The sequence below is a fragment of the Nitrososphaerota archaeon genome, assembly GCA_016872055.1.
Lineage (GTDB): Archaea > Thermoproteota > Nitrososphaeria > Nitrososphaerales > Nitrosopumilaceae > Nitrosotenuis.
Genome location: VHBH01000003.1, coordinates 30123 through 54102, shown reverse-complemented (window position 1 = coordinate 54102; position 23980 = coordinate 30123). Strand labels below are relative to the sequence as shown.

Annotated in this window: 24 protein-coding genes and 1 pseudogene; 9 read left to right on the top strand and 16 right to left on the bottom strand. The window is 41.2% G+C overall.

All coding sequences use genetic code 11. The features are described from left to right. The first annotated feature begins 128 nt into the window (after positions 1–128). On the top strand, positions 129–1088 hold the full coding sequence (locus FJ354_03455; GenBank protein ID MBM3905726.1) for an exonuclease: 960 nt from the start codon (positions 129–131) through the stop codon (positions 1086–1088). A gap of 89 nt (positions 1089–1177) precedes the next feature. Further along, positions 1178–1732 carry a cation-binding protein gene (locus tag FJ354_03450; protein MBM3905725.1) on the top strand — a complete coding sequence of 185 codons (555 nt, stop codon included), beginning with the start codon at positions 1178–1180 and terminating at the stop codon, positions 1730–1732. A gap of 182 nt (positions 1733–1914) precedes the next feature. Here the strand turns inward: FJ354_03450 and FJ354_03445 are convergent. The 6 genes and pseudogenes from FJ354_03445 to uvrB form a co-directional block, all read right to left on the bottom strand. Next, positions 1915–2070, bottom strand: a pseudogene (locus FJ354_03445) (calcium-binding protein). A 186-nt stretch (positions 2071–2256) separates the two neighbouring features. Continuing rightward, the gene (locus tag FJ354_03440) at positions 2257–2796 is read right to left on the bottom strand and encodes a hypothetical protein (protein ID MBM3905724.1); all 540 of its coding nucleotides are present in this window, start codon (positions 2794–2796) and stop codon (positions 2257–2259) included. Between the two features lie 468 nt (positions 2797–3264). Beyond that, a complete protein-coding gene (locus FJ354_03435; protein ID MBM3905723.1) occupies positions 3265–3507 on the bottom strand; it encodes an Lrp/AsnC family transcriptional regulator in 243 nt (80 codons plus the stop codon). Positions 3508–3614: 107 nt separating this feature from the next. Continuing rightward, a complete protein-coding gene (uvrC, locus tag FJ354_03430) occupies positions 3615–5204 on the bottom strand; it encodes an excinuclease ABC subunit UvrC (protein ID MBM3905722.1) in 1590 nt (529 codons plus the stop codon). Further along, positions 5201–8014: an excinuclease ABC subunit UvrA gene (gene uvrA / locus FJ354_03425; GenBank protein MBM3905721.1), complete on the bottom strand. Its 2814-nt coding sequence runs from the start codon at positions 8012–8014 to the stop codon at positions 5201–5203. The genes uvrC and uvrA overlap by 4 nt, the downstream gene beginning before the upstream one ends. Then, positions 8004–9974, bottom strand: a complete 1971-nt coding sequence (gene uvrB, locus FJ354_03420) for an excinuclease ABC subunit UvrB (GenBank protein ID MBM3905720.1) — start codon at positions 9972–9974, stop codon at positions 8004–8006. Before uvrB ends, uvrA begins: the two co-directional genes overlap by 11 nt. Positions 9975–10104: 130 nt before the next feature. Here uvrB and FJ354_03415 point away from each other — a divergent pair, with 130 nt between their 5' ends. Beyond that, positions 10105–10737 carry a hypothetical protein gene (locus FJ354_03415; protein MBM3905719.1) on the top strand — a complete coding sequence of 211 codons (633 nt, stop codon included), beginning with the start codon at positions 10105–10107 and terminating at the stop codon, positions 10735–10737. A 1-nt stretch (position 10738) separates the two neighbouring features. Here the strand turns inward: FJ354_03415 and FJ354_03410 are convergent, their stop codons facing one another. The 6 genes from FJ354_03410 to FJ354_03385 form a co-directional block, all read right to left on the bottom strand. Next, the gene (locus FJ354_03410) at positions 10739–11371 is read right to left on the bottom strand and encodes a pyridoxamine 5'-phosphate oxidase family protein (GenBank protein ID MBM3905718.1); all 633 of its coding nucleotides are present in this window, start codon (positions 11369–11371) and stop codon (positions 10739–10741) included. A 161-nt stretch (positions 11372–11532) separates the two neighbouring features. Next, on the bottom strand, positions 11533–11943 hold the full coding sequence (locus FJ354_03405) for a hypothetical protein (GenBank protein ID MBM3905717.1): 411 nt from the start codon (positions 11941–11943) through the stop codon (positions 11533–11535). A gap of 71 nt (positions 11944–12014) precedes the next feature. Beyond that, positions 12015–12527, bottom strand: coding sequence for a hypothetical protein (locus FJ354_03400; protein MBM3905716.1), 513 nt, complete (start codon positions 12525–12527; stop codon positions 12015–12017). Between the two features lie 11 nt (positions 12528–12538). Continuing rightward, the gene (locus FJ354_03395) at positions 12539–13624 is read right to left on the bottom strand and encodes an LLM class flavin-dependent oxidoreductase (protein ID MBM3905715.1); all 1086 of its coding nucleotides are present in this window, start codon (positions 13622–13624) and stop codon (positions 12539–12541) included. An 85-nt stretch (positions 13625–13709) separates the two neighbouring features. Next, complete coding sequence (locus FJ354_03390) at positions 13710–14654, bottom strand: iron-containing alcohol dehydrogenase (GenBank protein ID MBM3905714.1); 945 nt, start codon at positions 14652–14654, stop codon at positions 13710–13712. A gap of 25 nt (positions 14655–14679) precedes the next feature. Continuing rightward, positions 14680–15531: an arginase family protein gene (locus FJ354_03385; protein MBM3905713.1), complete on the bottom strand. Its 852-nt coding sequence runs from the start codon at positions 15529–15531 to the stop codon at positions 14680–14682. Positions 15532–15613: 82 nt separating this feature from the next. Here FJ354_03385 and FJ354_03380 point away from each other — a divergent pair, with 82 nt between their 5' ends. Continuing rightward, the gene (locus FJ354_03380; GenBank protein MBM3905712.1) at positions 15614–16867 is read left to right on the top strand and encodes a DUF4147 domain-containing protein; all 1254 of its coding nucleotides are present in this window, start codon (positions 15614–15616) and stop codon (positions 16865–16867) included. Here FJ354_03380 and FJ354_03375 read toward each other — a convergent pair. Then, positions 16856–17236: a hypothetical protein gene (locus tag FJ354_03375; GenBank protein ID MBM3905711.1), complete on the bottom strand. Its 381-nt coding sequence runs from the start codon at positions 17234–17236 to the stop codon at positions 16856–16858. The genes FJ354_03380 and FJ354_03375 overlap by 12 nt on opposite strands. A 76-nt stretch (positions 17237–17312) precedes the next feature. Between FJ354_03375 and FJ354_03370 the strand changes: the two genes are divergently transcribed. Continuing rightward, on the top strand, positions 17313–17519 hold the full coding sequence (locus tag FJ354_03370) for a hypothetical protein (GenBank protein MBM3905710.1): 207 nt from the start codon (positions 17313–17315) through the stop codon (positions 17517–17519). Positions 17520–18208: 689 nt separating this feature from the next. Here the strand turns inward: FJ354_03370 and FJ354_03365 are convergent. Then, positions 18209–19375, bottom strand: a complete 1167-nt coding sequence (locus tag FJ354_03365) for a citrate (Si)-synthase (GenBank protein ID MBM3905709.1) — start codon at positions 19373–19375, stop codon at positions 18209–18211. Positions 19376–19657: 282 nt separating this feature from the next. Between FJ354_03365 and FJ354_03360 the strand changes: the two genes are divergently transcribed. Together FJ354_03360 and FJ354_03355 are read left to right on the top strand one after the other, a co-directional pair. Next, on the top strand, positions 19658–19846 hold the full coding sequence (locus FJ354_03360; GenBank protein ID MBM3905708.1) for a hypothetical protein: 189 nt from the start codon (positions 19658–19660) through the stop codon (positions 19844–19846). Between the two features lie 87 nt (positions 19847–19933). Next, the gene (locus FJ354_03355) at positions 19934–20890 is read left to right on the top strand and encodes a single-stranded DNA exonuclease RecJ (GenBank protein ID MBM3905707.1); all 957 of its coding nucleotides are present in this window, start codon (positions 19934–19936) and stop codon (positions 20888–20890) included. On the opposite strand, the gene FJ354_03350 is transcribed toward FJ354_03355, so the two are convergent. Together FJ354_03350 and FJ354_03345 are read right to left on the bottom strand one after the other, a co-directional pair. Beyond that, on the bottom strand, positions 20887–21342 hold the full coding sequence (locus FJ354_03350; GenBank protein ID MBM3905706.1) for a RidA family protein: 456 nt from the start codon (positions 21340–21342) through the stop codon (positions 20887–20889). The genes FJ354_03355 and FJ354_03350 overlap by 4 nt on opposite strands. 319 nt (positions 21343–21661) lie before the next feature. Continuing rightward, positions 21662–22813: a TrmB family transcriptional regulator gene (locus FJ354_03345; protein MBM3905705.1), complete on the bottom strand. Its 1152-nt coding sequence runs from the start codon at positions 22811–22813 to the stop codon at positions 21662–21664. A 149-nt stretch (positions 22814–22962) separates the two neighbouring features. Here FJ354_03345 and FJ354_03340 point away from each other — a divergent pair, with 149 nt between their 5' ends. Beyond that, complete coding sequence (locus FJ354_03340; protein ID MBM3905704.1) at positions 22963–23502, top strand: hypothetical protein; 540 nt, start codon at positions 22963–22965, stop codon at positions 23500–23502. Between the two features lie 11 nt (positions 23503–23513). Beyond that, positions 23514–23978, top strand: coding sequence for a hypothetical protein (locus FJ354_03335; protein MBM3905703.1), 465 nt, complete (start codon positions 23514–23516; stop codon positions 23976–23978). Positions 23979–23980: the final 2 nt, after the last annotated feature.

Here is a 23980-nt window from a genome sequence, read left to right as displayed (position 1 = left end):
AAAGATTCTTGGTGGGGGTATTTACTATTTTTTTGGCTTGACAAATTTTTGTACTGTTGTCAACATTCCATTAAAGCCGAAACTTAAATCGTACGTAGATTCTGCCTTGATTGCAGCTAATGATAAAAATGACAAAGACCGGAATTGTCTGCAAAATAGATGGCAAGACCATAAACTTGGATCCAAAGACTGCAACACCAAACTGTGTGAATTTTGTGTCTCATGCCCACTCGGACCATTTGCCTAGCGGCAACAGCGGACTGGTCCTGGCAACTCGAGAAACAATGGAGATTGCAAGTCTTAGGGGGAGAACGCTGGCAAACCATATCGAGCACCTGGATGACTTTAGACTGTATGACTCTGGTCATATTTTGGGTGCAAGGGGGGCTCTATTCCATGATATTTTCTATACTGGCGATATCTGCACCAGAGATAGAGGATTTCTCAAGGGCGCTATAATCCCAAAATGTCACACCCTTATCATGGAGTGTACCTTTGGCAAGCCCGAATTTGTCTTTCCAAAAATAGACGAGACAGTAAAAAAAGTAAACGAGCTTATATCGGAAATTTACCACAAGGGCAAACCGGTGATATTGATGGGATATCAACTTGGCAAGGCCCAGACAATATCGAATCTCTTTGGACACTGGGAGCCGTTGTACTATCATGATTCTGTAAAAGAGATGAATTTACTTCACAATCGCCTAGGTGTTCCACTCAAAGAATCAGTGGGTCATACAGAAGCCGAGTCAAAGGGACTTCTTAACAAAAAACCATGGATAATGGTGTGCCCACTCATGTCAGAGAACAATCCGTTTCTCAAGCAAATGAAGGCAAAATATGGCGCTGTAACAATCGGGTTTTCGGGCTGGGCAAAATCAAATGTATCGTTTGGCAGAAAATCTGACTATTCCATTCCATTGTCCGACCATTGTGATTATCCAGAATTACTGGATTTGGTCAAAAAGACCGGCGCGAAGAAAATTTATACGATTCACGGCTTTGTTGACGAGTTTGCATCAGATCTAGTCCGGCTTGGATATGACGCCCAACCTCTACATGAAAACTCACTTGACGAGTTTTTCTAAGACTGGAATATTCCTATAGTATTACATAATAAAACAACAGCGCACTCATCACACCATGCTTTAAATGAGAATGATCTTGCGAAAATTTTATGGCAACTGAATCTCTGCGAAAGGACCACGATCTAATAGAAAAAGTGGTAAAGGCTATGGAAGTCACAATGCAATTACTCAAGTCCGGCAAAAAAATTCCAGAATCGATTCTAATGCCGACAATAGATTTTACAAAAAACTTTACGGATGTGTGCCATCATGGAAAAGAAGAGGAATCATTCTTTCCAGCACTGGGACAGACAGGCATGCCCACAAACATGGGACCAATTGCCGTAATGCTAATGGAGCACGAAATTACGCGCAAAATAGCAATCCACATGGAGGAATCTGCCAAAGAATACCTTGCTTCAGGACATGCGGAGGCGTTGATCTCTGATATTTCACAATACATAGAACACATGAGCCAGCACCTCTGGAAGGAAAACAACCGATTATTCATGATGGCAGAAATGCGCCTCTCGGGCGTCTCTGATAAGGTCAATGCCGAGCTTGATACTGTTGAGAAAAAAAAACTGGATCAGCTTGGCAAGTCAAGGCAAGATTATGAAAACCTGGTGCAGGGCATCCAGTCGGAAATATCCAAAATAAATTAAAAGAAAAATAATGATGTGACTATTGCGTCAACAATTACTGTTACTTCAGAATCGATGTAACATACATTGTCTGCTTCACATCCTGGAGTCGAAGATCCATATGGAATTGATACGTCTTCACTCATTACAATTTCAGAGTGTTATTCATCAACGTATTCTTCTTCCGTCTCTGGTTCTTCTTCAATTGGTAATTCCTCAGACATTTCTTCTTCGGGAGTCTCTTCCTCAGAAACTTCCTCCTCAGTTGCCGGAGTCTCCTCGACGATCATTTCCTCAGAAACTTCCTCCTCAGTTGCCGGAGTCTCCTCGACGATCATTTCCTCAGAAACTTCCTCCTCAGTTGCCGGAATGTCTACTGGCATTGGAGCTGATGGTGCTGGAATTAATTCCACTGGTGCACTTTTACCTGTTGCCGAAAATGACATGGCAAAGGCAATCAGAGCTACAGTAAATCCAATCGAAATAGCGATGCCAAATTTATCTGCAGTTGTCATGGACTGACTAACTGTGAACTCTAAATAAAGCTACGACTGAGCCAGAATTTGGTTTACTTGTGCCCTGAATCTCTTTAGGCTTACTAGAATCCGCTCAAAATATCTACGAGGATCTTGGGTTTTTTGCACAAATTGATGCATGGTATTGCCCTCGCGAGCAGTGTATCTGAAGACCAAAGAACACCCTTGCATGAAGATGATGTTTCCATGCATTGCCTGATTACGAAGCATCTGCAGTCTCCAAAGACTGCTTTTGGTGGTATCGCCTCTTGGCTTGGTTTTGAGCGTGGTAAAGTAGGTGGTAATTGCATCTTTGACCTTTTTTTGTGAACCCGAATTTGCAAGGTTTTTTCGCAAACCATGCATGTAAAAGACATTCTGTTTATCAAATATCTCGAACTTGTCGTTTATCTGGCGTTTAACTGCCTCAATTACGCCTGACGCAAAAAATAAGAATGCCTCAGCGTTTTCCTCCAGTTTTTCTAATTCTCTTGGTGTTTTTGGGACTTGGCTTGGAATTTTTGCTAGAAATTTTTCTGCCGTTTCTAGCTTGAATTCTGTACTATCCATGTAATAGTTATGGTATAACTAAAACGTAAATGCTTCTTTTAGCATTGCTCGCAGGTCATCTTTTAGATTATCTGTATTCATTGACATCTTTAGGTTCTCTAGTAGTGTCTCTATTATGGTACACTGGTTTTTGGAAAACTGATAGTAGCATTCGAGAACGTCTTCATATGACTTTGCGCGTTTGTACATTTGCCAGAAATTATCCGACATTATCTGGTAGTTATATAGAAAAATCCTGATTGGCTCTTGTACTCCGGCAGAGGAATTGTATCGAAGCATGTTTACCAAAAGCTCTTGTAGTCTTACATCTAGGTTTGCATCAAAAATTGACTTGTAAATGCTTGTAGCGACCGTCTATAACGATCCCATATGATCCAAGATAAGTCTGTCTTTTGGTATTGTGAACGTTTGTTTAGCATGCAAAATAGACCACTAAACAAGTTTTCGACAAAAAGTTTGGGAAGGGGCTTACTCTTGTCCTTCTACTTTCATCAATGTTAGAGTAGAGCGAATTCTATCTATTTTGCGAATCTTCCAAGTTATTGTCTCACGTAGTTGTTCCGATGTGGGCGTCTCTATTTTTGCCAAAATATCATATGCGCCAAAGACTCCTTTTACCTCCCTTACTCCCTCTAGAGGCTTTATCTGGTCAATTACTCTTTGCTCAGCACCTAAGTCACAGTTAATCAGAACATATGCAGTCGCGCTCATCTCACTCCTTCCGTTTTCATGACATAACAAGCAATTTGTCGTATATATTGTGAATTATGTAAAACTTAGGAATCTGTTTAATTTTTCCGTGCTATTATGAACAGATTTTAAGAAAATTCGGATTTTGGCATACGAAGAGATCTGTTGTATGCCACGCCAAATCTATGGGCTTCGTCTCTGGCATGCTGCAGGATTTTCAGTGACTGGTTTTGTCTTGGGAGAAGAACTGGCTCTTTTTGCCTTGGCAAATATACCTCCTCGTTTTCTTTGGCAAGCGATGCGCAAGGAATTCTAATTGCCATACTTTCCAGTGCTGAAATTGCAGCGCCAAGCTGGCCTCGCCCACCATCAATTAATATGAGATCTGGCATTTGTGCACTTTCACTGTCCAGCCTAAAGTATCGACGTTTGACTATCTCATTTATCATTGCAAAATCGTCTTGACCTTTTACCGTCTTTATTTTGAATTTTCTATATCCTGACTTGTCAGGTCTGCCGTTGATAAATCGTGACATAGAGCCCACCGCATATGATTTGCCATGATTTGAAATATCAAAGCATTCTATTATTTTGGGTATAACGGGAAGTCCAAGTCGTTCTTTAAGCTCGACTAGTCCATACTCTGAGCCACTTGACTGCACCAGAGAAATGTTTCTTATAATTAAATCCAGCATTTCCCGTTGCTTGCCTGATTTTGGTAATATTATCTTGACTGGAAATCCAGATGTTTTGGCAAACATTTGCTCTAATAATATGTGGTCTTCTGGGATCTGGTTTGTTATGATAAACGGCGGGATCTGGTTTGTCGTGTAATACTGGTATAGAAAATTGGCAAATGTGTTATCGCCAATCAAGTCAAAGGAATACTTGTTACTGTCACGAATCACCCCGTTTATTTTCTTAAACGTCATGATGTGGGCAGTCTGATTAGATGATACAATTCCAAAATATTCCTCATCGGAATCTGTCGCACTTTCCATCTTTTGCTTGGTTTTGAGGCTGCCTAACCTCTGAAGCGTGTCCTTGATTTCTTGCGCGCGCTCAAAGTGGAGGTTTTTTGAGGCAAGTGCCATTTCCTGCTCTAGGTTTTTTGTAAATGCGCCAAGGTCTCTACCACGAAGTATTGCCTCTAGGTCTGAAACATGTTTTTTATAGTCTTCTTGGGCCTTGACAAACTCACATGGTGCCTCGCAATTTCCTAGATGGTATTCCAAGCAAGTCTTTTTTGGTAGTCTTTTACAGATTCTGATCTTGAATGTCTTTCGTAACGAGCCGATGCTGAGAATCTTGGAGCTTCCAGAGGTAAATGGCCCAAATATCTTACCATCTCCTAGGAATTTTCCACTGCGGGTCCTTCTAGCGACTAGTAATCTTGGGTATTGCTCGTCTGTTATTCTCAGATACGTATATCGCTGCTGGTCCTTGAGCTCGATATTGAACATAGGTCTGTATTGCTTTATCATGTTTGATTCAAGCAAGAATGCCTCTGATTCGTTGTCTGTTAGGACAAATTCTATCTCTGAAATTTTTTCAACCAACTTTTGCGTCTTGTAGTTTTGGTTTTTTAAAAAATATGACCTGACTCTATTTTTGAGGTTTTTTGCTTTTCCAATATAGATAATTTTGGAATCTGCATCCTTCATCAGATAAATTCCTGGTAGTGCAGGAATGATGATTTTTTTAATGTCTAGAGTCAATTTAGGATCTTTTTGAGATATTGTCCTGTGTAGCTTTTGGGATTTGCGGCAACTTGGACCGGAGTCCCAGTTGCAATTATTCTGCCACCCTTGTCCCCACCTTCCGGTCCAAGGTCTATTATCCAGTCGGAATTTTTGATTACATCCATGTTGTGCTCTATTACTACTATGGTGTTCCCAAGGTTTACCAGCCTGTTTAGAACATCGAGAAGCTTTTGCACATCAGCAAAGTGGAGGCCGGTTGTTGGCTCGTCTAAAATATACATTGTCTTGCCGGTGTCACGCTTTGCCAGCTCTGATGCCAGCTTAACGCGCTGTGCCTCCCCACCAGATAATGTGGTGGATGACTGCCCAAGCTTGATGTAGCCTAGGCCCACATCAAATATTGTCTGCAAGATTCGTCTTATTTTGGGAATGTTTTCAAAAAATGCCAGTGCTTCTTCTACTGTCATATCTAGGACATCAGAGATATTTTTGCCCTTGTATAGTACAGAGAGAGTCTCGGAATTGTATCGTTTTCCTTTGCACTCATCACACCGAACGTAAACATCTGATAAAAACTGCATCTCTATTTTTTTAACGCCGTCGCCCTCACATGCAAAGCATCTACCTTCTGCAACATTAAATGAGAACTGTCCTGGTGTGTATCCTCTTTCTTTTGATGTCTCGGTATTTGCAAACAGTTCCCTAATCGGAGTAAATGCACCAATGTATGTTGAAGGGTTTGATCTTGGGGTACGCCCAATTGGGGACTGGTCTATCGCGATCACCTTGTCAATTAGAGTTGTACCCTCAATTGACTTGTGCTTGCCTGGCCTTTCATTGGATTTGTAAAAATATGATGATAGTACTTTTAGAAGAATCTCATTTACCAGTGTTGACTTGCCAGAGCCGGAAACCCCCGTCACAGTAACTAGTAGTCCCAATGGTATGTCAACTGTAATGTCTTTGAGGTTATTTTCTGCAGCACCCTTGATGGTTATTCTCCCAATTTGGTTTCTTTTCTTGTCTGCTAGACTGATTAGGTTTTTGTCCTTGAGATAGTCTCCAGTGACTGACTTGTGGTTGTTCATTATTTGCGGAACAGTTCCCTCAAACACCACCTCTCCTCCATGGATTCCAGCACCTGGGCCCAAATCCACTATCCAGTCTGCATTTTTGATTACCTCCTCGTCGTGCTCTACTACAATTACTGTATTGTCCAAGTCCCTAAGCTTGACTAGTGTTTTGATCAATCTGGCATTATCGCGCTGGTGCAGGCCTATCGTTGGCTCATCCAACACATACAGTACGCCTGTGAGATTAGAGCCTATCTGGGTTGCAAGTCTGATTCTCTGCGATTCCCCGCCTGACAGGGTAGAGCTTTGCCTATTCAGTGTCAGATAGTTGAGGCCCACATTTCGCAGAAATTCCAACCTCTCTATTATTTCCTTGAGGACGTCTTTGGCAATATATTTTTCAGTGTCTGTTAGCTTGATTTCTTTGAAAAACTCGTAACAATCATCAATGGACAAATCGCAGACCTCAAAGATTCCCCTGTCGTTTACCTTGACTGCAAGCGGTTCTGGCTTTAGCTTTTTACCATCGCAAACGTTGCATGGAATATCTCGCATGAATTGCTTAAGCCAGTCTCGCTTTGACTCGGAATCAGTCCCCATAAAGGCTCGCTGCAAATTATTCAGCACACCTTCAAATGAATTAGTATAGGCCCAGTGCGAGTCTGTTGTCTGTGACTCATAGTGGAAGTTTATTCTCTGGTCAGTCCCATGCAAAATAACTCGAAGATGCTCCGGCTTCAACTTGCTAATTGGAGTCATTAGATCAAAGCCGAATTTTTTTCCGACTGCTCTCAATTCCTGCTTTCTGAATGCGGAAAATCTTCCACTCCATGGAATGATTGCGCCATCAAGAATTGATTTTGTCTTGTCTGGAATTACCAAATCTTCATCAAACTCCATTTTGACTCCAAGGCCATGGCATGCCTTGCAAGAACCAAACGGCGAGTTGAATGAAAATGTCCTAGGTTCTATTTCGCCAACTGTTAATCCGCAATATGGGCATGCATTATTCTGAGAAAATATCTTTTCATCCTTGTCAGATGACACCAAAACCGAGCCCTTGGCAGCCTTTAGCGCTGTCTGGATTGCCTCGAAGAGCCTACTTTTTTCCGCCTTTGATGCCCTGAGTCTGTCCACTACAATTTCAATATTATGCCATTTTTGCCTGTCAAGCGATGGGATTTCATCCTCTAGTAGAATTACTTGGCCGTCCACTCTAGCTCGGGAATAGCCGTCCTTTTTCATCTGCTCAAATAATTTCTCATACGTTCCCTTTTTTCTCTGGACTAGCGGCGACAAAATCAGTACCTGTTTTTCATCAAAATCCTTGAAGATGGATTCGCAAATTGACTCTACTGACTGGTTTGAGATTTTCCTGCCGCATCTTACACAATGAGGAATCCCGATTCTTGCATATAGCAATCTCAGGTAATCATAGATCTCAGTAGTGGTGCCGACAGTAGAGCGGGGATTTTTTGACGTTGTCTTTTGCTGTATGGATATAGCGGGCGACAATCCTTCTATGGAATCGACATCTGGTTTGTCCATCATCTCTAGGAATTGTCTTGCATATGCTGAAAGCGATTCTACGTATCTTCTCTGCCCCTCTGCATAAATGGTATCAAATGCCAAAGTTGACTTGCCAGAACCAGACAAACCCGATATCACTACGAGTTTATTTTTTGGTATGTCCAAGTTTAGGTTCTTGAGGTTGTGATGGCGTGCACCTCGAATCTTTAGCTTATCGTGCATTTTTCTTTTCCAACTCTACTTGAATTCGCCTCAGTCTGTCGCGACATGCAATCGCATTCTCAAAGTCCAATTCTTCTGCATATCTTTTCATCTGACTCTCTATTTCTATTATTTCACGGGACAGGTCATGCTGGGTCTTGTTTTTGAGATCATCAAGTGCTGCCACCTGCGCTGGGATGGACTTGATGATTGTTCTAGGCGTGATGTTGTGGATTTTATTGTATTCTAGCTGTTTTGCGCACCTTCTGGCGGTTTCTTCAATTGCCTGCTTCATGGAGTTTGTGGTGATGTCTGCATACATTATGACCGAGCCGTCTGCGTTTCTAGCAGCCCTACCAAATGTCTGAATCAAACTTGTAAAATTGCGCAAAAAGCCCTCCTTGTCGGCATCCAATATGGCAACTAGCGCCACTTCAGGAATGTCCAGACCCTCACGGAGTAGGTTAATTCCAACTAGAACATCAAAGTCGCCTAGCCTTAGCTGGCGTATTAGTTCGGTTCTCTGCAGGCCATCTATTTCCGAGTGGAGGTATCTCACCCGCACCTCTTTTTTTGCCAAATATTCTGCCAGGTCTTCTGCCATTCTTTTTGTTAGTGTGGTGACTAGGACGCGCTGGTTTTTGTCTGAACGCTTTTTAATTTCAGATATTAGGTCATCCATCTGGTTTTTTGTAGGCCTGACCTCTACTTGTGGATCCAATAGACCTGTTGGGCGCACCAACTGTTCTACTATTTGGTAGGATAGTTCTTTTTCAAATGTGGATGGCGTGGCTGAAACAAAAATTGTGTTTTTGATATATTTCTCAAATTCCTCGAATTTCAGTGGACGATTGTCAAAAGCGCTTGGCAATCTAAATCCGTAATCAATTAGGGATTTTTTTCTAGTGTGATCCCCACCATACATTCCGTGGAGCTGCGGAATTGTGACATGTGATTCATCGATTACTAGGAGATAGTCATTGCCAAAAAAATCCAAGAGGCAAAATGCTTGCTGACCTGGAGCCCTTCCATCAAAGTGGCGAGAATAATTCTCAATTCCGGAGCAATATCCAAGCTCCTCGATCATTTCCAAATCAAACTTGGTTCGCATCTCTAGTCGCTGTCGCTCCAGCTCGTTTAATTCTGGCAGTCGCATTTTGAGCTCTGCTCGAATCGATTTTACCGCACGAGTTCGCACGTCATCGGCTATCAAATAATGCTTTGCAGGAAAAATCCTGATTGAATTGACCTTATGTTTTTCTTTTAGTGATACGTTATCCAGTATTGCGATTTTTTCAATTTCATCACCGAACATGGATATTCGCACTAAATCCTGGGAATATGCGGGAATTACATCCAATGTGTCTCCCTTGACTCGGAAATTTCCAGGCGCGATTGTGGTGTCGTTGCGCTCATATCGTGCGTTTACTAGGCGTCGAATCAGCTCACTACGATTCATTTGCGCACCTGCCTTGATAGTAGTTGCCATCTCTTCCCAGTCTTTGGGATTGCCCAAAGAATAGATGCATGACACCGTGGCCACTATTATGGTCGGCTCACCGGATAATAACATGGCAGTTGCCTCTAGTCTCATTTTTTCAATTTTTTCGTTGATTTGAGTGTCTTTTTCGATGTAAGTGTCTGTCTGCACAATGTAGCTTTCAGGCTGGTAATAATCATAATATGATACAAAATAGCCGACATTATTTTTTGGGAAAAACTGTTTTAGCTCCGAATATAGCTGTGCGGCAAGTGTCTTGTTGTGCGATATGACTAGTGTATTTTTGCCTGTTTTTGCAATTACATTTGCAACCGTGAATGTCTTGCCAGAACCGGTTACACCAAGTAATGTCTGAACTTTGCCTTTCTGCACTCCCGTGACTAGCTTGTTTATTGCCTCTGGCTGGTCGCCTGTTGGCTCAAACTCTGATGATATTTGGTATGACTGCACCTGCAATAGGCAATGAGAATTTAATTTCAAATTTAAAGGATGGGTGATTGTATCATCATAAATTACCTAGTGGTAAGCAGTCCGCTGATAATTCATACGTGCCTCTTTTAAGCTAATTTTCAAAGTCAAGCTTTGGTTGCAAGGCTCATTGAACATACACTTGATCGCATTTTGCAGTATTACATTTGTTGTAGTTTCTACGTTTTTGATTTTGGATCTTGATGAAAAGTTTTACCCAAAACCAACAGAGCGTGCTGCAAGCATTGACTATACTGAAACACCAAGCCAGACCATAATTCCACAACCAATTGCCGAGTCCACTCTTGCAATAGAGCCTGTCCCAACAATACAAAAATCAATACAAAAAACGGCTCCAAAAATCCAAATGGAGCCTAAATACAGCCTAGCCGAACTAGAGCAAAAACAGTTTCAGCTTAATCTAAGTGGCGAGGCATTTGTGTCTGGCATACTCAAAAAGGCGAACCTGTTGGTAAAGCTAGAGCCAATTCAGGGAACAGGTTTAAAACAATTCAAAGTAGTTGAGTCGCGACTCATCTTGGATGGCACTGGCGTTGCAATTGTGTCCACGGGTGCAACAATTAATGACACTGTACTAAAATTGGATTTTACCGCAAACAATGTCGGATCATTTTCAATTTCCAGCACGCTGGATAATAATATAATAGATGATGCAAACCGCAAGCAAATCGTAAAAATGAAGGACCAGAATTTCTATCTGGTCAAAAAGGAAACACCGTATCGATTAAACCTGATAGGTACACTGAGCAGCTAATCTACCAGTTCGGCTCGTCTACCATCTTGACGTCATTATCTATTATCTCAAAACCCATTGTCTGTAGTGCCTGCCTTGCAAGCGGGCTGTTTTTCTCTAAAATCTTTCGTGCCATCTGAATTTTGGTGGACTTGTCCATATGCTGGCCGATTTTGTATTTTCCGCGAATTGTCTTTGGTGTTACCTTGATGATTGCGACTTCATCCACTACGTGCATTTCATGCGTTAGCTCTTCATATCCTCCCTCTGGCTGATATTTTTCCATTAACGCATTGAGAGCCACTGCCTTTTCTGACTTGTCTTGTATTATTGCAGCGTTTCCTTTGATAACCACACTAATGTAAAACGTATCTGCCTGCGATGCGTCAGTGGGCGAGCTAAAGTAAGATGGCAAAAATTCTACCTCCCTATCCACTTCAAAGCCCACCTTTGGGTTTTTGCGGATGTTGTCAAGCTTTTCACCTTTTGTATGAGAGTGCATGTATATTGCGTCGTTTACAAAGACAAAATTCATTGGTATGATCTGCGGAAAGCCCTCACTGTCTAGTGATGCAATCCTTCCTATGTGCTCCGAGTTGAGAAATTCTGCTATTTTTTGGGGTGATTTTATCTCGAGTCTGCCAAGTAGCTGCATAGTGAAAGTTATATCGCACTGATAATAAATTCAACCTCACTTGATGCATGGGATTTTTGCTCCCAAGCCTTGGGTACAGGTATGGTTTAGGGGCCATGTACCCTAATTACCACGATTGTGCGATTTTACAGTAAAACCATTACTCATGATTTGTCAGTATGCTATGTAGTGGACCATTCGTATACGGAAAAGGCCAACCCTTCATCTTTTTCGGATTCTACTAGCTTTTTCTCTAGCATTGTCTTGAATATGTTAGAATCATCCTTTATGATGTCTAGGCCTATCTCAACTTCCTTACCTGATGCCATTGTGGGTGATAATACTGCAAGCAGTACATTGGATAGTGAATGAGTGTCTTTTTTTGCATGTACGGAATCCTTTTTGACAAAAAATGTAACGCTAATTGATATTGGCTTTGAGTCAATTCTCTTTTTAACCGCATCAATATTTTTGCCTAACTTAGTCTCTATTGCATCTTTGATTTTCTTCTTATCCTCTTTGACGTTTTTGCCGGCAGTTGCGGGGATGAATCCTCGAACTGAAATGTTTTGAAGTAAAATATCTCCCTTCATAGTTTTGTATGAAAAAATTCTTAATTTAAGCTAGGACTGCAAAAAAAATCTGGCCTGCAAGCTTGCACTTTTCATTCAAATTTGATCGAACGATGCCCAAAGTGCATTATTGTTTCATTTGCACCATCTAGTAGTTTTGACAAGCCTAGTGCCTTGTCTTGGTTTTCTGCAATGTTTGTCTTGAGCACATTTAGATAGTGGATGTTTTGCTTTAGCAGTTTTCTGCGCTTGTTTTTTGATAATTCCGATTCTTTTATGACCTTGAGGGTAGCAGAAATCTCACATAATTTGATTAGGACTGATTCCCATGGTGCCTGCTGTATCTGCTCTACGTAGGCTTCTTCCTGTTTTTTCTTTGGCTGGGTGGTGTGCCGCATTATGCTAGTTGCCATGACTGCGACGTCGCGTCCAAAGCGCTCAAATAATTCATCAAAGGTCGATTTTGTCTGAGATAGTATGGCAGAGCATAGAATCTGCTCATGGGTTATTCCGATGGCCTTTAGCCTAAAGACTACGCCCATGCAAAATGGTATGTCGGCACCTTTTCCGCGAGCATAGGCCTCACACTCGTCCAGAGTCGCCATTACAAAGTAAATTATCGTGTGTTGCCCTTGAGGTGTGGCATTACTTTGGATGCAAACTTGTCAATTGATCCAAAATAGTTTGAACCCCAGAATCTAATGACAAAGTGGTTTACGCCTGCCTTCATGAATCTCTCAAATACTGGGATTACGTCGTCTGGTGTTCCTACAGCAACAGAAGAGCGTGCGATTGCGTCAGGGATTGTGGTTGCACCCTCTCTCATCTTTACAATCCAGTCTTGGTTTGACATAGAATACTCTGTGAAATATTTCTTAAAATCAAATCCTTCAATTGCCTTTAGGTTGTGTACGCGCAAGACCTCTGGCTTGAATAATGATACCTTAACTGCCTCTTTCATCTTTGCCCAGGATTCTTCTGCATCTTCTGAAAAGTATACGTCAATGTCTAGAGCATATTGAAAGTTTTCCTGCTCTTCTTCGGTACGGTCATTTTCCTTCATTGATTTTCTAATTGTTATAGCGTGGTCTTCGAATAATTCTGGCGTGTATCCGATTGGCAGCCACCCATCACCATATTTTCCAGTCATCTGTAATGTTCGCTGTCCACCAGCTGCCATGTATGTTGGTGGGTGTGGTTTACGAATTGGCTTTGCCTGCAAGCACGCGTCTGTTAGCTGATAATATTTTCCATTAAAGTTTACAGTGTGCTCTGGTGATGAATCGTATAGTAATTTTATTACCTGAAGCTGCTCTTCCCATTTTGAGACTGGGTTATCAAATGGAATGTTGAATTCCTTCAAGTTTTGTGCTTCCCCTGCACCGATTCCAAGCGTTCCTCGTCCCTTTGAGATTCTATCAAGTGTTATGGTCGCAAGTGCAATGTTTGATGGATGGCGACGAATCGCGTCTGTAACGCATGTCCCAAGCTCTACATTTTGTGTGGTTGCTGCAATTGCAGATAGCATTACCCATGGATCCAGTACAGTTGCCTTTGACCACTGCGGGACATTGGAATGGTCCATGTACCAAATGGAATCATAACCTACTCTATCTGCCAACAAACAGGCAGTCAAAATTTGGCCTTCTGAAAAGCCGGCTCTTGCGACGTTTAGCCCGTTTTGAATTCCAAACTTTAGCATATTTTTTTGTGATCAGATTTGACCTATTTAAATTTAGTAAACGTCAGCGAAATTCTCATACAAAATTAAAAGAGAAAATGAAAATTTACAGCTTACCGTCGACGATATCCTGTAAACACTGGATGACATCTTGTTTTGTCACAGGACTTGGATTTGGATCCAGATGACCTTTGTCAGTCATGACTACATCAGCTGCCTGGTCTAATGGCGCCTTGAGCGTCATTCTGTCGAATTTTAGCTTTTCAATTACTTCTTTGAACTGATCATAGAAAATCGACTTGTTGAACTTGTGTGCCACAGTTGTGCATGATGATAATGAATATCCATGTGCCACACCCTCATTTGAGAAGACATAGGATAGTGCGTGACCCAGTGTTGTGGAGCAGTTGCCAAATCCAATACCTGATAACATTGAACCATATGGATAGTTTTCCGGCTTGTTGTTAATTATTGCGTCATACAATACCTCAAATGCCTGCTTGCACAATGTTCTTGTGAATTCGTTACCTAGCTTGGAATCATATCCCTCAGTTGCCTGCGCGCATGCGTCACAAACAGAGTTTTTGACTATTTGTTCCGGTGTTCCTTCCATAAAATATGAATCTACAATCGCCCTATCTGCTAGGAATCGGTCCTCGCGGAGGAGTTTTTTCTTGCCATCAAATTTTAGGACGCAGTATGTGGTCATCTCCGCTCCCGTCCCAAATGTTGTCGGGATGAGCGTTTTTTCCAATTTCATTTCCGCACCTGCATATTTTGCAACATCCAGTGAACTTCCGCCACCCAATCCAATTATACAAGATGGATTCTTTGGCTTGAATTCTGTAATTACGCTCTGTACAGTTTCAATTGATGGCTCTGGCTCTACTTTGTCAAATAGCATGTAATCTTTGATGCCCATCCTGCCTAACCACTTTTGTGAAATCGGTGGGGGAGCAGTTGTGATTACTAGAGCATTTTTTTGATATTCTGATTGAGATAATGCATCTTTGCCGAAATTGATTATTTTTGGAATTTTTACTGTGTTCATATTTTGGTGGTTATAATTTGGGTACTTATACCTTACAGGATGAAATCAACTCACCAATCATTCGCGATGCCAAGTGCGATGTGACATCGTTTAGGTCATGTGAGGGACAGACCTCCATGATATCAAGGCCTATGATTCCTCTCTTGGCCAGTTTTTTTACGCAATACATAGCGTCTGTGGACTGGATTCCAAGTGGGACTGGCACTGATACTCCGGGTGCACATGATGGATCTAGACAATCCATGTCAAATGACACATAGACGTTTTCTTTTACTGTATCCAAAATGGTATTGGCTGCCGACTTGATGCCTGATTCTACTATATCAAACGGGGTGATTGCGCGGAGTCTGTGCTTTTTGATGTTGTCTAGTTCATCTTGCTCGGGACTGCGGATTCCTATCTGAATGCTGGACTTGATATCGATATAGTCTAGGCAGTCCGTAATTACTGAGCCATAATAGTTCTTGGTATGCGATACAAAGTCAGGATGAGCATCAAAATATACTAGTGAGATCTTGCCATGCTTTCTTGCCATGGCTTTGATAATATGTGCGGTATTGGAGTGGTCTCCACCAATAGATATTGGCAGTTTTTTTGCGGCAAGAATTTTTGCCATAGTTGTTTCAATCTGCCTTTTTTTGATATTTCCGTAATCGTGAACGCGTGCTACCCCTATTCCGAGTGTTGGCTGGGCCAAGTATGGAAATTTTTTTTCCGCATAAATGTCATTAGAATTTGAAATCTTTCTGATGTGATCTGGTGCAGCAGATGATCCAGTAAATATTGCATGCGACCCCGTTTCATCTGGAATGCCAACTATAACGATATCAGAGTCATCATAGGACGAGTTTGCCCAGCAGATCTGTTTTTTATTCAATGAAGTTAGGTTGGCTACAATGCGAAGAGAAGATAACCCTTTCTACTAATTTTAAGTGTGACCAGTGCTAATCTAATAAGCAATGCAGGAACCAAATCACTCATTGAGTGATGCGCGCAAAATTATTGATGCCGGCCTAGATGCTGCAAGGAATACGGGGTATATCAAAAAATACATTACACAAAACAGGCTTGTCTGCTCTGGTAAATTATATCACACATCGCAATATGATAAAATCTGGCTTGTTGCAATGGGTAAGGCAGCAGATGCAATGGCCAAAACCGCACACGATATTTTGCATGCAGATGGCGGAATCATTGTAATTCCAAAAAATACGAGGTCTGTATTTCACAACAAAAAATTTCTAGTCATCTATGCAGGGCACCCAACACCAAACCAAAACTCAACCCATGCTGCAAAAAAGATCATATCACTATTGAAAAATGCTGGCAAAGAAGACTTGGTGGTTTTTTTGATATCTGGGGGCTCATCTTCCTTAGTTTGCTCGCCTGCCGGAATTACATTATCACAAAAGATCAAGGCCACAAAAATACTGCTTGAGTCCGGTGCCTCTATATCGGAAATTAACGCAATTCGTAAGCATCTCTCAGGCGTAAAAGGGGGCAGAATACTAGAAAATTTGCATTGTGACGCTATATCCTATGTAATGTCGGATGTTGTGGGAAACGACTTGAGTTCTATTGCATCAGGAATGACATATTGCGACAAGACGACGTTTTCTGACTGTCTGGATGTAGTATCAAAGTACAATCTGGGCAAAAAACTTCCAAAATCCGTTCTATCAAGACTGTGTCGTGGCGCGCAAGGCAAGATAGGCGAGACTCCAAAAAAGCCAAGAATCCCAAACCAGATAATTGCATCAAATTCTGACTGTCTTGACATAATGTCAAAAAAGGCAAAATCACTTGGATATTCTGCAGTCATATATCCTGATGTGACAGGCGATGTTGCACAGGCTGCACAAAAAACTCTCAAAAAATTCAAGACTTCAAAAAAATCATGTCTTATCTTTGGCGGGGAAACAACAGTACTAGTGCGCAAAAGGGGAAAAGGTGGACGTAATCAGGAGTTTGTCCTAAATATAATTCCAAAATTGCCTGCAAATACGACTATTGGATCTATTGGAACTGACGGGATTGATGGTAACACGGAATACGCCGGTGCAATCTTTGATCATGCCGTTGACTATGATATCATAAAACCATACTTACAAAACAATGATTCCAATTCATTTTTTAAAAAATTTGGTGGCCTAATAAGGACAGGACCAACCCACACGAACCTGCAAGACATTGGCATAATTCTACAGCATTGATGAGCTGATATTGTCACGACTTGACATCTTGGAGTATTGGTAGACTAGGCCGCGTTGTTCTGCTAGCATATTGATGAATCTTTTTTTGCCTTCTATTAGTGGGTCTTGCGATTTTTCATCACTGGATAAATGTTTGAACATCTCATCCGAATCCAGCTGAATTTTTATTGTGTCGCCATTTTTTATTATAAAAACACCTATTCCCCAAAAAATCCCAACATGCAGTGCGATGTATTTTGATTGCAAATCAGTTACTTTATTCAGGTAAATGTCTGCATGGTCCCGGAACTGATCAACCATGGTATCATCAGTCTGAATCGTCCAGCAAATTCTCTTTGCATTTCCATCGCAAAAAATACTGTGAATCATAGTCAACCAAAAAGGTGTTTTTTGTCTATATAATTTGAATTCAGGTCTGAATAGTCAAATGCAAAACCATACCGTAATGCAAAAGTCCTTCTCCTTCTTTACAAGGATGGTCGACGAGCTGGTCCAGTTCTCCGACACTGATCCCGAACTAGCAGAAGGAATCAAGTGGCTTGATGCGCAGGCCCAACAAAAAGGAATCACGTTTTATGAAATGGTGTTCCAAGTTTTGTACAAGCACGACATAACAAATCGCGCGCAACAATGGTTAAACACCAGAAACTAATTACACTCTGTTATCTTTCCATGGTGATTTTTGTTCATCCGGAACTATTAGCCGAATTATTTATTCACCAATGAAAACATGATCCAGCGAACTATGTGATTTTATTGTGTGGTTTGCATAACATTAACGAATTTTCCATTTTCATCACTAAAAATTTACTAGGATTATCAGATTTTCCAAGTTCTGCAATTATTCTCTTAAATCCGTCAATTCCTGTCTGAATTGAATTTCTTTAGTTTCATTTCAAGATGATGTGAGTTAGAATCGATTTGCTACGAATTTACTTGCACAGACTTTAATCAACATGATTGAGAAATTCTTGAACATTTTTGTATTGTATTGTTTAAATTTTTCAAAAGTAGTGCCTTCTAAAATTTTTATAATCTCTGGTTTGAGCTGAGTATATTTTTTCAATTTTTATATCTCATTCTACTCGTTCAAGATTTCTGTGTAAGAGAGATTATGATTTAATTGTCAAACCCGACTCTTGATTGTTGTTAGTTTGTTTCTGATTTTAATTCACTGGCCTTTTTGAATTCTACTTTGTGTTTCCCTGGTGTGCTTTTGATCTTTGGCTCTATTCGTGGCTTTGATTTTTTCATTGGCTTGGCAGACGCCTTTTTCTTTTTTGGCTTGCCATAATCAGAGTATCTAATCCAGACCATTGCATTTTTTATTGTGCCAGGTAATTATCTTCTAAGATCGATTGGCTCGTACGTGCAGCCTTGCGGTCCGCAATATTTGCCGACATATACTGCCTTTGGTCTATACAGTGCTGTCTTTGGAGCAGCCTGCGCAAATTTTTCCTCTATGACATGCGAGGTCCATCCAGCTACTCGAGATATTGCAAAGATTGGGGTATTAAGATCTGGTGGAATCTTGAGCATATAGTACAGCGATGCAGAGTACAAGTCCACATTTGGGTAAATGTCAATTCCCTTTTGTCGCTTCATCTCGCGGATAGTAGTCTCCTCCACTGCCTGGGTGATATCGTACCACGGTGAGCCTGTCTTTTTTGCCATTTTTCGTGATAGCTCCTTGAGGACCTGAGCCCTTGGGTCATACGTACGGTACACTGCATGGCCCATGCCCATTATCTTTTGGCCATTAGCAATCCTTTCTTTGACCCATGATTCTGCGTTATCCACTGACTTGATGTCAAGTAACATCTTCATTACCTCATAGTTTGCACCGCCGTGCAACGGTCCCGACAGTGCACCAATTGCCGCGCTGACTGCCGAATACATGTGTGCACCAGTCGATGCTACTTCACGTGCTGCAAACGTGGACGCGTTAAATGTGTGGTCTGCATGTAAAATCAGACAAATATCGAAAATTCTTTCTGTTTCAGCGTCCGGCTTTTCTCCCACAAGCATGTTTAGAAAATTTGCAGCATGTGATAATCTTGGGTCTGGGTCTACAATGTCTTTTCCTGTGCGGACCCGCTCCCAGCTTGCAACTATGGTGGGTGTTTTTGATATGAGAGATATTGCACTCTGATAGTTTACCTCCTGCTCACTTGAGCCCTTGTCGTCATAATAACCAGATAGCGCAACAACAAACGCCTGCATCATTACCATGGGGTCGGCGTTTTTCTTCCAGTTTCTCATGTTGGACTGCATCTGGCGCGGCATGTCGCGCGCATCTATTAGTCTCTGCTTGAACTCGTCAAGCTCAGATTTTGTAGGAAGCTTGTCGTTGAGCAACAGGCATGCAGTTTCCTCATAGGTCGAGTTTTTTGTCAGATCCAAAATGTCGTACCCGCGATAGATTAGCTTGCCGTGCTCGCCGTCAATGTCGGATATTTTGGTGTCTGCTACTTCGATGTCGCGCAGGCCTATGTTTTTTGTCTCCAATTTGGCCTTTCTGCCCAAAAATTACCTATTAAGTTTATGCAACTGTTTTACAAAATATCTGAGAATTGTGAACAATCTTAAATAATATTTTGACGTTTACATGCGACGAGAAACTGCCATATCTGCGTCGTAGACCAGGCAGATGGGAAAACACATGTTATTGAAAAATGCTATTTCGTTGTGGTTTTCCGATGCGTTCTCGTTTGTTTTGTTTGATATGATATAGCATTTGGTCTAATCTGACAAAGCAGAGTCCTATAGGTCTGTTTTTCATTGATAATTATGAGCCATATTGAGCGCGACTTTATGCGTCAGGTAGATGAATTGGTTTTGTCTGCCTCACCACAACTGCAGGCAAAGCTTGCGGAAATAGACACAGCAGCCCAAATGTCCGGTACGACGTTTTATGATGTGTATTCCAGTCTCTCAGATGAGGACAAGCGCCAGCTAATTATTTTGGCAAAAAAGTAATTTTGGTTTAAATTAGAGCCCAAAAAACCGCACTTTGTGGCGGTAAAAAAACCAATCAAAAAAACAAAGGTACTATGTATCTCCCACATGGAGGATGCAGACGGAATCAGCTCTGCAGCACTAATTCGAGAGGCCTTTGGAGGAGATACAGTTCTAGTTGACTATCCGGGCTTAATGCCTGTAATTGAGACCCTGATCAATGATGAGAAGCTAAAGACACTATACATTTGTGATTTGGGGCTTGCAAAAAATAACCAGGACAAGTTTGTCGAAGTATTGTCAACTCTCAGAAAGCGCAAGGTTGCAGTCACCTATATCGATCATCACGATATCGATCCAGAAATAATAAAAAAACTCGAAAAGGCCAAAGTCAAAATATTCCACGACACCAACGAATGCACCACGGTGCAAGTGTATGATGCATACAAGAAAAAACTATCTGACCATTCCACATTTGTTGCCACATGTGCAGCTATTACTGATTACATGGAGGACAGACCAAAAGGTGCAAAACTTCTCCAAATCTATGATAGGCAGTTTGCTCTGATATCAGCTACTGTTCTGACCTACAACATTGTGGGACACCAAAAGGATCCTGACTATTTACTGTACTTGGTGGAAATGCTCGCTGAATCAAAATTTCCACATGAAATTCCAAACACATTCGAGTTTGCGCAAATTCAGGTCGGAAAATTAGCAGAGATGATTGCCAAGGTCAAAAAATCACTAAAAACTATGAAGAATCTCGGTTACATGGAAATAACGGATGCCGGTGCATCAGGTGCAGTCAACTTTGTTCTGGGATTATCTGGAAAGGATGTTGGTGTTGCATACAAGGAAAGAATAGACCATGGAATCTATGCTGTTTCCATCCGCGGCTCTAAATCCTGCAAGATACATCTGGGAAGAATGGTAAACGGACTATCTGCAGAGTTTGGTGGCTCTGGGGGTGGACACGATAAGGCATGCGGGGCAGTAATACCAAAAGACAAGATTCTGCCGTTTATCAAAGAGTTTAACGCAAGACTAAACCAGAAAGCCTAAGAAAACTCGACGGTCATGTCGATTTCTACCGTAGAATTTAGGGGAAGACTGCTCACGCCGACTGCGATTCTAGAATGCTTGCCTTTTTCTCCAAAAATATCATAGAATAGATCCGATGCGGCATTGATTATTTTTGGGTGCTCGGAGAATTCCGGCGTACAATTTACAAATCCTGATACGCGAACAATCTTTGTAATTTTATCCAGGCTTCCAAGATTTGCCTGAAGTTGCGCCAAAAGATTAATCGCACACAGTTTTGCAGCTGCTTGTGCTTCTTCGATTGATTTCTCAGAAGGAACTTTACCAGTGTATATGACCTTGCCGTCACGCATTGGTATTTGTCCTGAGACAAATGCCAGATTCCCTGATATCACTACCGGGATGTAGGAACCAGCAGGCTTTGGAGGTATTGGAAGTGTGAGGTTTAGCTGCTTTAGCCTTTCTTCTATCATGGAATGATTCAAAATGATTGGGAATTTATTGTTTTAAGATCACGTGCATAATTTGATTCCCATTTTTTCCTTTGGGATTTCTCTGGAAAATATTAGTGTGCTCAGAGAATTTGATTTGTAATTCTACATGTTTGTTTTTATTGTAGATGCTATTAGATTGTCGATTGCATCACCTTTTATTGTGATTATACAATCTTATTTTGTTATAGCATGGCCTATTTTTCTAGGCATGATGAAAGCTCTGATGTTAGTGTTCCATTAAAGGTGCAGTCGTTTCTCAACGGGCATAGATAGCGATTTTGAATTAAATTGACTATGTCTAATTTATCTTGAGATGAATCATCTCGCCCTTATGCGAATCTGAATGATAAATCATTTTGGGGTGGTTGCCCTTTTGTTCTAAATAACTCTCAATGAGCATTGCCCATGGTAGGGAATGACCAGAGTTTATCTTTGATTCTAAAATGATATTGTTTGTTTTTTCATCATATTGGACCTTGCCAGAACATGTCATCTCTAGTGTAGAGTTAACGATATCTAGGACTTGGTCTAGAGATTTGTCCTTGAGTGAGATTCCTGACTTGTCCAGGAACTTGGTAAAGTCAACAAATTTTTTCGAGTTTAGTATAGAATGCAGCGCAAAACCTAAGCCATTTTGGTTTATGATATTGATAATTTTGCAGACTTCGAGTGCCTGACTCTTTGTCATCTCTGACAGGTTATCGATTTTTAGGGCATCCTTCCATAGTTGGGCAAACAATCTTGATTGGCTTGCACTAAGAATGTCAGTTCCAGAAAAGATTGCACCTCTACCATTTGTGTTGTCTATTAGCAAGATTTCGGAATCATCAAAGGCAAAACAGTTTTGAACGATTTCAGATGAGCGAATCTTCACTCCGTCTGGAATATTCCTAAATGATTCAGAACCAATAACCGATACTGGTACGACTAGTCTAACGTCTAGGTCTCGTCGAAGCACAGATAGCAATTCTTCCTTACATTCGGCTAAAATTGACAACCCCCAAGAATCTGCAGTGATGTGAATTGATGTCTTTGCACCGTCAATCATTGCTCGCATTCTATCTGGGACATAGTTTGCACCTAGGTGGAAATATCGTTTTTCTTCTGCTCCTTGCGCCTTTTTACCATCCTCGCTTATTTTCTTTAATTTTGATACCAATGTGTTCATTGCGTCAACCTTGCTAATCTGCTCGTGCACAATTTCGTCAAATGCGTCCTCTGGCGCAATTGCCGTGCACATTATTGGCTTTGATCTTGATATTATGACGAGTTTTTTCTGCTGTAATTTTAGCAAAACTGGGTAGACCTTTGTTCTTGGCAACTCTGCATAATATGCAACATCCGATGCGGAAATCGTCCCCTTGGTAATTAGTGTGACATAGGCTCGCGCCTCATACTGCGATAATCCAAATTCTTCTAGACTTACTGTTATTTCCCGTTCTTTTCCCATGCGCATTCTTGGAGGTTTTCTAGTCAAGACCGTTTGTCAATTTCAGTAAACAATTAGAAAAAAACTGTAACCCTCGGCACTTGTTACCGCGGTTACGATAAAATCTGGGACACCGCACTCATAAGCAAACCCCAGATCTAAAACTAGGTATGGTCTCAAGCTCTGTATTTGTAAATGACACGGTCCAGGTTTTGCCAAACCCATATGCTATAACAATAAAGCCAAGACTGGAATACTGCATTCATGTTTCTGGCATGATACTAGACAAGCTGGACCAGGCGAGCTCTGAACTCCATGCCAAAAATATGCAATTTTACGGACAAAATGACTCACTAGAAAATACACAATTGGAAATGGAAACAAGCATTCTAGTCGCAATAAATGCAATCAAGTCCGTCAAATCCACACTACTTGCAATATCGCAAATCTCAGGCATTATACAAATCTGTCCGCTAATTTCGCTAATCAGAATGATAAACTCTAACATCTACGGAATAGTCCCTAGCACTCGCCAAGACCTAGTTGAGCTCTCGACTTCTTTGGGCAGCATTGTCATGGATTCTGGTTGTCTGCTGGAATCACGGTTTGATTTTAAGCAGACAAACCTCGAATCCAAACAAATTCTAGCTGAGCTTAATTTGATTGCCGAATCTAAAATCCGCAAGTTCTATCCTAATCTTAATTACTAATTATACACACCATGAACTTTGAGAGTACCAACTTTGAGCGTGATTTAGGCAAGGTAAAGCAGCTTTCCGACCTAGTCAGAAAAAAGATCCTAGAATCCAACCCTAACTATGAATCAAAAATAAACAAGCTATCAAAGGACGAGCTCGAGGACCTGGATTCAATACTGGCACTAGCCGAGCAGATAATATTAAAACACCACGGCAAAAAAGAGGCCTACGCGTTATTGCGAGAATTCGTAGACATGATGAAAAACTGGTCTGTCTCTATTGGGGAGGTAAATGATCAAATCCAGGAATTACTCATATCGGCAAAATCATCAGTGTCTGAAATAGAGAGCGCAAAGAGCGATGTGTCAAATAATCTATCGTTTGATGGCCAAAATCAAGGTACAATAAATTTAACAAAATTTGTCAACGGAGTTCACACCCAAGAATACCAAGGCAAATCTAAATTCACATTCGAGCAGGTAGTATAGAA